This is a genomic window from Demequina silvatica, from assembly GCF_000971215.1.
Lineage (GTDB): Bacteria > Actinomycetota > Actinomycetes > Actinomycetales > Demequinaceae > Demequina > Demequina silvatica.
Genome location: NZ_BBMA01000002.1, coordinates 265184 through 277090 on the forward strand (window position 1 = coordinate 265184; position 11907 = coordinate 277090).

The following is an 11907-nucleotide window of genomic DNA, read 5'->3' on the forward strand; positions in this document are numbered from 1 at the left end:
GTCAGGACAGGCCCGGCTTGCCGTGACCGCCGCCGTGGCCGTGACCGCCGCCGCGCTGCTCCTTCTCGACCAGCACCGCGACCGTGCGGGCCGGGATGGTCACGGTGCCCGTTCCGGCCGACCACGTGGTGGACCGGACCACCGCGTCGGAGCCCTTGGCGAGCGCCGGCGTGAGGGCGAACCTCCGCCCCGCGAGCGCGGGCATCGACTCCGTGATCGCGTCCGGGGAGGCGTTGAACACTACGAGCGCGCCCGCGAGCCGCGGGTCGACGTCCTCGCCCACCAGGTCGTCGATCAGCATGACGATGAGCCCCGGCGTCGCCTCGGCCCCCGAACCGGGGAAGGTCACCTTCTCCTCGATGAGCTCCGCGGAGCCTAGGCGCAGGAGCGGCACCTCGGAGCGCACGCGCAGCAGGTCGAGCGCCGCGGGCTCGGCCTTCGCGATGTCGGCCGCCGCGGGCTTGAGCGACGGGTCCGCGAGCAGCGGCGCCATCACGGACCACTTGGACTCGTTGTCCGCGGCGGGCGGGAGGCCCGACCCGAAGGTCGACTGGCGGCCGGTCCAGTCGATGCGGTTGAACCAGTCGCCCGAGTTGTAGCTGTTGCGGTCGAGGGACTTCGAGCGCAGCAGCTCCGTGCCCGCGTGCCAGAAGGACGGCGTCTGGGCGTAGGCGGTGGTCGCGAGCGACAGCGTGTTCATGCGCACGCGGTCCGCCATCGACGTGTCGGTGGGCAGCTTGAGCACCCCCAGGTCGTACAGCGTCTCGTTGTCGTGCGCGTCGACGTAGGTCACCACCTCGTCAGGCTGGTCCGCGTAGCCGGCGGGCGAGCCGCGGTAGTCGAGCTCGTCGCCGCTCACCAGGACGCCGTCCGAGCTCACCAGGCGGTAGTCGCGCAGGTTGCCCGCGAGCCCCAGCTTGACCAGGTCCGTCTGGTGCGCGAGGTCCGCGAGCGCCTCCTCGGTGGTGCCGTTGATCGGGGCGCCGTTCGGGTCGGTGCCGAGCCCGGTGCCGAAGCCCTGCTGGAAGGTCGAGGATCCGTCGACGGGGCTGCCGCCGTGGACCGCGTCCCGCAGCCGGTCGGTGAACGTGCCGATCCCGGTGCCGCCCAGCTGGCCCTGGGTCGCCTGCTCGAACAGCGCGTTGTCCGCGACCTCCCCGAAGTTCCACCCCTCGCCGTACAGGTAGACGGCCGAGCCGTCGACCCCGTCCTCCGCGAGGGTGAGCCCGTCGAGCGCCTCGCGGATGTCGAGCATGTTCTCGCGCGAGTGGTGGCCCATGAGGTCGAACCGGAAGCCGTCGACCTTGTAGTCGCGCGCCCAGGTCACCACCGAGTCGACCATGAGCCGGCCGGCCATGGCGTTCTCCGTGGCGACGTTCTGGCAGCACGTCGAGGTCTCGACGGACCCGGTCGCGCTGAGCCGCTGGTAGTAGCCGGGGACGATCCGGTCGAGGACCGACGTCTCCGCCTGACCCGACGCCGCGGTGTGGTTGAACACCTGGTCGAGGACCACCTGGAGACCGTCCGCGTGCAGCGCGCCCACCATGGTCCGGAACTCGCTCACGCGCGCCCCGCCGTCGGCGTCCACCGCGTACGAGCCCTCGGGCACCGTGTAGTGGTACGGGTCGTAGCCCCAGTTGAAGCCGTCCTCGTCCGCGACGGCGGCGATGCAGGCCTGCTGCTCGGCGGAGTCGGGCGCGAGCGACGCGAGGTCGCAGTCGGGCTCGAGCTGCGCGGCACGGTCCTCCTCGATGGTCGCGAGGTCGAACGAGGGCAGCAGGTGCACCGTGGTGATGCCCGCGTCCGCGAGCTGGCGCAGCTGCGCCCGCCCGGCGCCCTTCTCCGCGAACGCGAGGTAGGTGCCGCGCTTGGCCGCGGGCACCGACCTGTCGCCTATCGAGAAGTCGCGGATGTGCAGCTCGTAGATGGTCTGGTCCACGGCGCGCGCGACCACGGGCGACGGCGTGCGCGCCCAGGTCCGCGGGCGCCACTGCGGATCCGCGAGGGACACCGCTACCGAGCGCTCGGAGTTGAGCGTCAGAGCCACGGAGTACGGGTCGGTGACGCGGTTGGTCTCGATGGCCCCGGTGGAAGGCGCGTAGACATCCACCTCCCAGAGGTACTCCGCGCCGTCGAGCGAGGCGTCGGCGGCCACGGACCACACGCCGGTCGCGGCGTCCAGCGTCGCCTCGTGGCGCGCGGGCTCCCCCGTCGCCCCCGGCTCCCACGTGAGGAGGGTCGCCCTCTGCGCCGTGGGCGCCCAGACCGTGAACCCGACGCCGCCCTCGGAGTAGACCGCGCCGAGCGCCGTGTCCTCGGCCGCGTCCGCGTAGAGGTCGTCGAGGACGCCCGCCACCTGCACGCCCGTGAACGCCGTGAGCGCGTCGCCGGAGGACTGCGACACGGCCAGCTGGCCCTGCAGCAGGGCGGCGACCGTCTCGCGGTCGGCGTCGAGCCGCAGCGCGACGTAGCCGTCGAGGGCGCGGAAGCGCTCGAGCTGCTCCGCGGTGAGGCCGCCAGGCACCACCGTCAGATCATGCGCCTCGCCCCCGGTGACGGCACCGTCCACCACGGCGAGGGCGGCATCCCCTGAGCCGTGCAGCGTGAACGAGTCGCCGGCGCCCAGATCCGCGGGCCACGCGAAGGTGGACTCGTCGATCCAGTACGCGCGGGACTCGCCCACGCCCGGCAGCGGCGGGTTCGCCACCTCGATCTCGAGCACGTGCGTCGCGAGGGTGTACCGGAACGTCACCAGCTCGCCGTCGTCGGTCGAGAAGGACAGGTTCGCGCCGCCGGGCACGCCGCCCGCGCCGTAGTTCTCGCCCCAGCCGAGACCGTGGGCCACCTTCACCTCGTAGGCCCCGGCGGGGATCTCGGCGGTCGAGAGCTCGTAGACCCCGTCCCTGTCGCCGTCCGCCATGAGAGACGCGATGCACTCGGGCTGCCAGTCGCCGGGGCACCCGAGCTCGTCCTGATACGAGCCGGGCAGCGTCACGGTCGGGCCCTCGGCGGTCGACTGCGCCACGTTGCTGCGCGAGTCGAAGTAGAACGTGAGCGGACCGCCGTCGTGGCTGATCGCGATGTTGGGCCCGTCCTTGACGCCGTTCGCGCCGTAGTTGACCGTCCAGGACCCGTCGATCGCGACCTTGTACTCCCAGTCGCCCGCCGGGACGTCGAACGTGCCGGACCACACGCCCGCGGGACCCTCGGTCAGCATCGCCGCCTCGCAGGCGGGCTCCCAGTCGGAGGCGCAGCCGATCTCCGAGTCGAGGTTGCCCGCGATGGTCACGGACGTGATGCCCGGCTCGGGCTCCTCCTCCGCGGTGATCGCGACGGAGTGCCCGACGGACGCGTACGTCGAGGCCGCGGAGGCCTGACCGGCCGCGTCGACGGAGACCGCGCGGTACTCGACCAGGGTGCCCGGGGCGAGGTCGCGCACGTCGTGGAACACGCGCGGCGTGGTGTCCTCGGCCGTACCGAGCGCGTGCCACTCGTCGGAGCCGACCACGCGCCACGCGAAGGAGGTCTCGCGCCACGTGCCGTCGGCCTCGGCGCTCACCGCGGCCTGGCCGGACAGGCCCGCACCGGCGCGGGGCGCCGTCACCGTGAGGTCGGCCGCCGCCGCGGGCGCGGTCACCTGGGCGTCCGCCCGCAGGACCACCGCACCCAGGGCGGGCACGGTGACCGAGGCGACCCCCGCATCGTCCGCCGTCACGGACGCCGAGGTGCCGTAGACCCCGCCGAACGTGGCGCCCGCCGTGAGCGTGGGGATGTCGACCGTGAGGTCGGCGCCCGTGTTGTTGAGCGCGACCAGGTGCTCGACGCGCTCGTCGCGGTCGACCCGCGAGAACGCGTACACGCCCGCGCCGTTGGTGGCGAGGCGCTCGATCTGCGCGCCCGTCTCGAGCGCCGGGTACTCCTCGCGGAGCGCTGCGAGCGCGGCGATGTGCTGGTACAGCGGGGCGTCGGTGTCGTAGCGGTCCACGGCGCCGACGGTCTCGCCGGTGAGCAGGGTCTGGTCCGTGTACTCGGGGACCTGCGAGGCGAACAGCGACTGGCGCGCACTCTTGTCGTTGCCGGGGTCCGCGCCCGCGAAGCCCTGCTCGTCGCCGTAGTAGACCACCGGCTGGCCGCGCCCCAGGAACATGAGGTCGTGCGCGAGCTCGGTGCGCGCGAGCGGGGCGTCGGTGCCGGACAGGAAGTAGCCCACGCGGCCCATGTCGTGGTTGCCCAGGAACGTGGGCAGCGCCGTGGCCGACGTGGTGGCCGTGGTGTAGCGGTCATCGCCCGCGTACAGCGTGGCGAGGCCCCGCGCGGAGTTGCCGCTCGCGTAGCTCACCGCCGAGGACTGGAACGTGAAGTCGAGCACCGAGCTCATGTCCGTGTCGCGCACGTACGGGGCGAGCTTGACCGGGTCCGCGTCGTACACCTCGCCGAACATGAAGAAGTCCGGCTTGCCGTTCGCGTGCGCGTAGTCGAGGACCTCCTGGGACCACTGCTCCCAGAACTCGAAGTTGACGTGCTTGGCGGTGTCGATGCGGAAGCCGTCGATGCCCAGGTCGATCCAGCCCTGGTAGACGTCGACGAAGCCGTCGACCACGGTCGGGTGCTCGGTCATGAGGTCGTCGAGGCCCACGAAGTCGCCGTAGGTGACGGACTCGCCCGTCCAGGTCGAGTCGCCGCGGTTGTGATAGAGCGTCGGGTCGTTGAGCCACGCGGGCACCTTGACGTCCGCGTCGCCCGCCGCGATGACGGGCGTGTAGGGGAACGATGCGTCGGCGTCGAGGGCGGGGAACGTGCCCGTTCCCGCGTAGTCGCCCGGGTCGAAGGCGTCGCCGTTCGCGTCGCGGTAGGGCTGGTCGGCGGTCTCGATGTAGGAGTACTCGCCCTCCGCGTAGTCGATGACGTCCGCGGTGTGGTTGGTGATGATGTCGAAGTAGACCTTGATGCCGCGCGCGTGGGCGTCGGCGATGAGCGCCTCCAGCTCCGCGTTGGTGCCCAGGTGCGGGTCGATCTGCGTGAAGTCGGTGACCCAGTAGCCGTGATAGCCGGCGCTCGCGTCGGCGCCCGCGCCCTGGACGGGGCGGTTCTTGAAGCTCGGGGTGAGCCAGATCGCGGTGGTGCCGAGCCCCTCGATGTAGTCGAGGCGGCTGTGCAGGCCGGCGAGGTCGCCTCCGTTGTAGAAGCCCGTCGAGGTGGGGTCGAAGCCGGTCTCGAGGCGGTCGCCGGCGAGGCCGCCCTCGTCGTTGGAGGGGTCGCCGTTGGCGAAGCGGTCCGTCATGACGAAGTAGAACTGCTCCCCCGACCCGGCCTGGCGGACGGGAGGGGCGACCAGCGCATCGTCCTCCGCGGTGTAGCCCGCCCCGATCGAGACCACCTCGAGGCCCACGCGCTTGGTCGCGTCGTCGAACAGGAAGCGCAGCGTCGCGGCGTGAGGAAGCTCGAGCGGGATGTTGGCGGCGCCGCCGTCGAGGCCGTAGGACTCGTCCCAGGCGTCGTCGACGGCGACCTTGTACTCGTAGGAGCCGGCGGGCACGTCGAACTCCGCGGCGTAGAGGTCCGCCGTGCCGGTGGCGGCGAGCTCGGTGGCCGCGCACTCGGGCCGCCAGTCGTCGTCGCAGCCCAGCTCGGACTGGAGGGAGCCCACGAGGGCGAAGGTGCGGTCCGCCGCGGAGGCGGGCGCGGCGACGCCGGTGAAGGCGGCGAAGGTGAGGGTCAGGGCGAGCAGGAGGAGCGCGGCCAAGGGTCGCGCGGCGAGCGGCTTCGACAAGAAGGTCTCCCAGGTTCGGGGCCACGGCGGTGTGGCCTGGTCACGTCGTCGTGATGCTGGTCTGTCCGACTTTTCGCGACAGTAGCGGGCAATGCAAGCGCTTGCAACCCGAGAGGCCCCCGGTGTGACGCGCGCCGCACGGCGCACGATCCCTGCGTGAAGGGTTGACCGATTCGTCCGTTTCGTGCCTAAAGTGGGCCTGCCTCGCGATCCTTGAGATCACCCCGCAGGGTGCCCCGTCACCGGGTGCGCCATCGTCGACGACGCCGATCCGCCCTCCCACCCGCCCGTGCGCTGCCGCGCGCGTGACGTCAGGAGCCGAATCGTGTCATCACCCCCCGCCGTCCCCCACCGCGCGCCCGTGGCCGCGCCCGCCCGCACCGCGGGCCCGTCGCCCGTGATGACGCTGCTGGTGATCCTCGCGACCATCGGGATCCTGGGCTACTCGTTCTTCCTGCTCAACCCCGCCAACCGCGGCGACGTGATCCCGTGGCTGCTGGTCATCACCGCGGAGACGGTGCTGGTGTTCCACGCGCTGCTGTCGATGTGGACCATCCTCGCCGGCACCGTAGATCCGCGGGACTTCGCCTTTCACCAAGCACGGGAGTCGCTGTTCGGCCGCTCGACCACGGGCGACCCGACCGACTGGCCGCTCCAGCTGGGCGGCCGGCGGATCACTGTGGACGTGTTCATCACGGTCTACGGCGAGCCGCTCGACGTGGTGCGGCGGACCATCGCGGGCGCGCTCGCCATGGACGGGCGGCACCGCACCTGGGTGCTCGACGACGGCGACTCCGACGAGGTCCGGGACATCGCCGCCCACCTGGGCGCGCGGTACGTGCGCCGGCTGGGCAACAGCGGCGCGAAGGCGGGCAACATCAACCACGCGCTCACGCTCGCGAAGGGCGAGTTCTTCGCGGTCTTCGACGCGGACTTCGTGCCCGACCGGCGGTTCCTGCTCGAGACGGTGCCGTTCTTCGCGGACGCGCAGGTCGCGTTCGTGCAGACCCCGCAGACGTACGGCAACCTCCACACCACCATCGCCAAGGGCGCCGGCTACATGCAGACCGTGTTCTACCGGTTCGTGCAGCCCGGGCGGAACCGCTTCAACGCGGCGTTCTGCGTGGGCACCAACGTGGTGTTCCGCCGCACGGCGGTCGAGGACGTGGGCGGCATCTACACGGACTCGAAGTCGGAGGACGTGTGGACGTCGCTGCTCATGCACGAGCGCGGCTGGCGGACGGTGTTCATCCCGACCGTGCTGGCGATCGGGGACGCCCCCGACACCGTCGAGGCGTACGCGAAGCAGCAGCTGCGGTGGGCCACGGGCGGCTTCGAGATCCTGCTCACCCACAACCCGCTGAGCCCGCGCCGCCGCCTCACCGCGGACCAGCGCATCCAGTACTTCGTCACCGCGACCTTCTACCTCACGGGCATCACGCCGCTGCTGCTGCTCCTGGTGCCGCCGCTCGAGATCTACTTCGACCTGCGGCCCATGTCGCTGTCCATCTCCGTCACCACCTGGCTGGTGTTCTACGCCGGCTTCTACGTGATGCAGATCGGGCTCGCGTGGTTCACGCTCGGCACATTCCGGTGGCAGACGCTCACCCTCGCCACGGTCTCCTTCCCCATCTACCTCAAGGCGCTCGTCAACGCGATGACCAGCCGCGACGTGGGCTGGACGTCGACCGGCAGCACCAAGGCGCGGTCGCCGTTCAACTTCATCGTGCCGCAGGTGCTGTTCTTCCTGTTCCTCGCGCTCACCTCGGTGGTCGCGGTGTGGCGCGACTGGGACAACGGCGTGGTGACGCTCGCCACGGCATGGAACCTCACCAACACGCTCATCCTGGGCGCGTTCCTGCTGGCGGCCCGCCGCGAGGCGCGCGCCCTGCGCCGCGGACGAGGCCTCGCGCCCGCCCGCACCGACGCGCCCGAGGTGCCAGCCGAGCCCACCGTGGTGGTGGCCCGGCCGGTCGAGGTCGCCGCGGCGATCGCGGCGCGCCAGGCCCTGCCCGTGGCGTCCGTGGGCACGCCGTGGACGCCGGTCGAGGCGCCGACGATCGTGGCGACGCCGGTCGCGGCGCCGGAGCCCGCTCCTGTGGTCGCCGTTCCTGAGCCCGAGCCAGAGCGCGTCTTCGCCCCGGTGCTCGTCGCCGTCGGCGCGCCGACCGCCGAGGCCAGCGGCGAACGCACCCCCGCGCGCGAGGCGACGCCCCGCGCCGAGGCGCACACGAGCATCGTCCGCCCGGCCCTTCCCGCGACGCTCGGGCGCCGCGCCCGCCGGGAGCTCGCGTCATGACATGGGGCAACCGGTTCAAGCTGGTGGTGGGCGCGATCGCGGTGCTGCTGGTGGTCGCCGCCTCGACCATCCTGTTCAACCGCCGGCAGACCGAGGTGCTGAGCTCGACCGCGACCATCAAGGCTGCCAGGTACGACGTTGGCACCGACTACGGTGGGCTCGTGATCGAGCGGTACATCGAGGAGGGCGAGCGCGTCACCAAGGGCGCGAAGCTGTTCGCCATCGACAGCCCGATCCTCGCGCGCGACATCCGTCAGGGGCTGCTCGAGGCCGTGCCCGGCGCGCTCTCGGAGGACGGCACGGTCACCGTGCGCGCCGCGATCGGCGGCTCCGTGGAGGACATCACCGCGGACGTGGGCAGCTTCGCGGGGACCGGCGCGGTCATCGCGGCGATCGACCAGCGCGACAGCCTCTACACCGAGGCCGAGTTCGTGCTCACCCCGCGCGACTTCGGCCGCATCGGGGACGATGCGGTGGCCGAGCTCCGCCTTCCCGACGACTCGGTGCTCGAGGGCACCGTGACGGACCTGTCCGTCGAGACCGTCGAGGGCGCCGCGGTGGTCACCGTCCGGATCGACTCGGAGGCGCTGGTCGACAGCCCCGACGGCACGCTCATGCAGGCGGGCACACCTGTCCAGGCGACGCTCCACCTGCGCGACGACGGTCCGCTCGCCGGGGTGACCGACGCGCTCGGGGACCTCGCGCGCAAGGTGGGCCTGTGAGGCGAGCCGTGGCGGCGGCGCTGGCGGCGGGCGTGCTCGCGATGGCGGGCTGCTCGGGTGAGCCCGAGGCGCTGGGCAGCGCGAGCGTGTCCGCCGGCCCCGCCACGCGAGCGGACGGGCCCGACCCGTCGATCCTGCCGGCGGCCGCCGACGCCGCCGTGACCACGCGCCTCGCTGACGGCGTGGTGCCGCCGACCAACCGCTGGTACTCCTCGCTCGCGTTCGGCGAGCCCGGCCTCCCGGTGTTCCCGAAGCCGCTGTCCTTCCAGACGGTGGAGGGCGGCTTCGCCATGGGCCTGACCCGACCGGATCCGCAGGAGAACGCGATCATGGCGCCCGCGGTGGCGGATGTCACCGTCACCTTCGACGGCGCCACCGGCCACGGCGAGGTGGTCGAGGCGACGCCCGTCGCCGTGACCCTCGCGACCGGACCGGTCGAGGTCAGCCTCGCGCAGGGGGTGCCGGTGGTCGCCCTCTCCTCGGACGGCGGCGGGACCGCGACCCTGTCGGTCGCGTTCGAGCCCGCCGGCGACGGGCTCGCCGTCGCGACCGTGGGTTCGACCACCTACGGCATCGCGCTCGATCGCGCGAGCGTCGACGGGACGACGCTCGACGTCGACCCGGGAGGCACTGCGCAGCTGTTCGCCGTGCCTGACGGGGGGTCCGCCGGCGCCTTCGCCGCGGCGCTCGGCCCGATCGCCCGGGGCGCGGACGCCGCGTTCGCGCTCGGCGACGTCGCGACCACCACCGTGACGTACGCCGCGGAGCCGACCGTGGTCGCCGTCCCCGTCGCCCGCGCGGCCGGGCTCGACTGCGGGCTGGGCACGTACGCGACCATCGCCGGCCCGTACGAGGTGTGCGCCGCATCGTCCCTCTCGTGGGACGTGCCGCTGACCGAGCCCACCGCCGCCCTCGACCTGTCGGGGATCACCGACCCGGAGCGCGACGCGATCGCCGCGGCGCTGGCCGCCGACGCCGGCGTCGCGCCCGAGCTGCCCGCGGACACGTACTTCGGGGCCAAGGCGCTGTACCGGCTCGCGAACCTGCTGCAGCTCGCGGACGCGCTCGGCGAGGAGGCCGTCGCGGAGCAGCTCGCGGGCACGCTCGCCGAGCAGCTCGACCTGTGGGGGCAGGCGGACGGGTGCGGCGAGCGCGCCGAGCGCTGCTTCACCTACGACGCGACCCTTCGCGGGGTGGTGGGGCTCGCGACCGCTTTCGGCTCCGAGCAGTTCAACGACCACCACTTCCACTACGGCTACCTGCTGTACGCCGCCGCGGTGGCGGGCGCACGGGACCCGGAGCTCGCCGCGCGCATCGGGCCCGTGATGGACCTGGTCGCGGAGGACATCGCCGCCCCGGGCACCTCGGATGCGTTCCCCGTGCGGCGCGTGTTCGACCCGGTCGAGGGGCATTCGTGGGCGTCGGGGATCAGCCCGTTCGCGGACGGCAACAACCAGGAGTCGAGCTCGGAGGCGGTGCTCGCGTGGAACGCGGCCGCCCTATGGGCGGACCTGCGGGGGGACGATGCGCTGGGCGCCTCCGCGCGCTGGATGCTGTCCGCGGAGGCGGAGGCCGCCACGCGGCTGTGGCTCGCACCCGACCTCACGGGCCTCGAGGGGTACGGGCACTCGGTGGTGGCGATCCAGTGGGGGGCCAAGCGGGACTACGCCACGTGGTTCAGCGCGGAGCCGTCGGCGATGCTCGGGATCCAGCTCATCCCGGGCCAGCCCGCGGCCATGGCGTACCTCGACGCGGTGCCCGACCGGCGCATCGTCTCCTCCGTCGCCGAGGCGTGGGGGACGTCGACGCCGGACCAGTTCGCCGACTACCTGCTCATGTACCGGGCGCTCGCCGGGGACGCCGAGCGGGCGGCGGCGTGGAGCGCCGCGCTCGCGCTTCCCGACACCGCGATCGACGACGGCGACTCGCGCGCGTGGATGCTCGCGTGGATCGCGGCGGCGGGGTGAGCGGCTGCCGCTTCCAGGTGCCACCCGTGCGGCACTGGCCCTGCTGAGCGGGGGCCAGCCTCTGGGAGAATCGGGTGGTGACCCCCACCCTCGACCGCCGCGGCCTCGCGTACGGCGCCACCGCGTACTTCATCTGGGGGCTGTTCCCCCTGTTCATGGCCGCGCTCGAGCCGGCGGGCGCGCTCGAGATCGTGGCGTGGAGGTCGATCTCGTCGCTCGCGGTGTGCCTCGCGATCGTGCCGTTCGTGCGCGGGTGGTCGCGCATCGTCTCCGTGGTGAGGGACCGCCGGGTGCTCGCACGCCTGGCCCTCGCGTCGCTCGTCATCGCGGTCAACTGGGGCGTCATGGTCTACGCCGTGATGACGGACCGGGTCGCGCAGACCTCGCTCGGGTACTACATCAACCCGCTGCTCACCGTCGCGCTGGGCGTGGTGCTGCTGGGCGAGCGGCTGCGGCGGCTGCAGCTGGTCGCGATCGGGGTCGCGGCGCTCGCCGTGGTGGTGCTCGCCGTCGAGATGGGCGGCCTGCCGTGGATCTCGCTGGTGCTGGCGGTGTCCTTCGCGGTGTACTCGTTCATCAAGAAGGACGTGGGGCATCGCGTGGATGCGCTCACGGGGCTGACCGTCGAGACGGCGGTGCAGCTGCCGGTCGCGCTCGGCGTGCTGGGGCTGGTCTGGGCGTCCGGCGAGGCGACGCTGTTCGCGCGCGGCGCCGAGGGGCTGGGCGGGTGGCACGACGCGCTCATGCTCACCACCGGCACCTGGACCGCGGGCGCGCTGCTCATCTTCGCGGCGGGCGCGCGGAGGCTGCCGCTCAACATCTCCGGGCTGCTGCAGTACATCGCGCCGACCATGACGTTCGCGCTGGCCGTGTGGCACTTCCACGAGCCCATGCCGCCGGCGCGCTGGGCGGGCTTCGCGCTGGTGTGGGTGGCGCTGGTGCTCATCACGGTGGACTCGTGGCGGGCCCGGTCGCGGGTGCGGGATCCCGAGGCGGCCGTGTCCGGCGAGGTGACCGAGCCGGTCTGAGCCGGGCGGCTTCCCGGCCCGGGCGCGTCCAGTTTCCACACGCGCGTCCCGGTGGAAGCGCTCTCGCGCTGCAACTCGCGTCGCGTCGGCCGACCAGGAGGCGTGCAGTTGCAGAATCCGT

At 72.7% G+C, this 11907-nt stretch carries 5 protein-coding genes; 4 read left to right on the forward strand and 1 reads right to left on the reverse strand.

The window, feature by feature from the left end; all coding sequences use genetic code 11:
* Nucleotide 1: 1 nt before the first annotated feature.
* On the reverse strand, nt 2–5770 hold the full coding sequence (gene pulA / locus AOM05_RS01300) for a pullulanase-type alpha-1,6-glucosidase (RefSeq protein WP_062518802.1): 5769 nt from the start codon (nt 5768–5770) through the stop codon (nt 2–4).
* A 325-nt stretch (nt 5771–6095) separates the two neighbouring features.
* Here pulA and AOM05_RS01305 point away from each other — a divergent pair, with 325 nt between their 5' ends.
* The 4 genes from AOM05_RS01305 (at nt 6096) to rarD (ending at nt 11786) form a co-directional block, all read left to right on the forward strand.
* Nucleotides 6096–8069: a glycosyltransferase family 2 protein gene (locus tag AOM05_RS01305; protein WP_228373169.1), complete on the forward strand. Its 1974-nt coding sequence runs from the start codon at nt 6096–6098 to the stop codon at nt 8067–8069.
* Nucleotides 8066–8791, forward strand: a complete 726-nt coding sequence (locus AOM05_RS01310) for an HlyD family secretion protein (protein WP_062518803.1) — start codon at nt 8066–8068, stop codon at nt 8789–8791. Before AOM05_RS01305 ends, AOM05_RS01310 begins: the two co-directional genes overlap by 4 nt.
* Entirely contained in the window at nt 8788–10758 is a 1971-nt protein-coding gene (locus tag AOM05_RS01315) for a glycosyl hydrolase (protein WP_156164981.1), read from the forward strand. Before AOM05_RS01310 ends, AOM05_RS01315 begins: the two co-directional genes overlap by 4 nt.
* Nucleotides 10759–10835: 77 nt before the next feature.
* Entirely contained in the window at nt 10836–11786 is a 951-nt protein-coding gene (gene rarD / locus AOM05_RS01320) for an EamA family transporter RarD (RefSeq protein WP_062518805.1), read from the forward strand.
* Nucleotides 11787–11907: the final 121 nt, after the last annotated feature.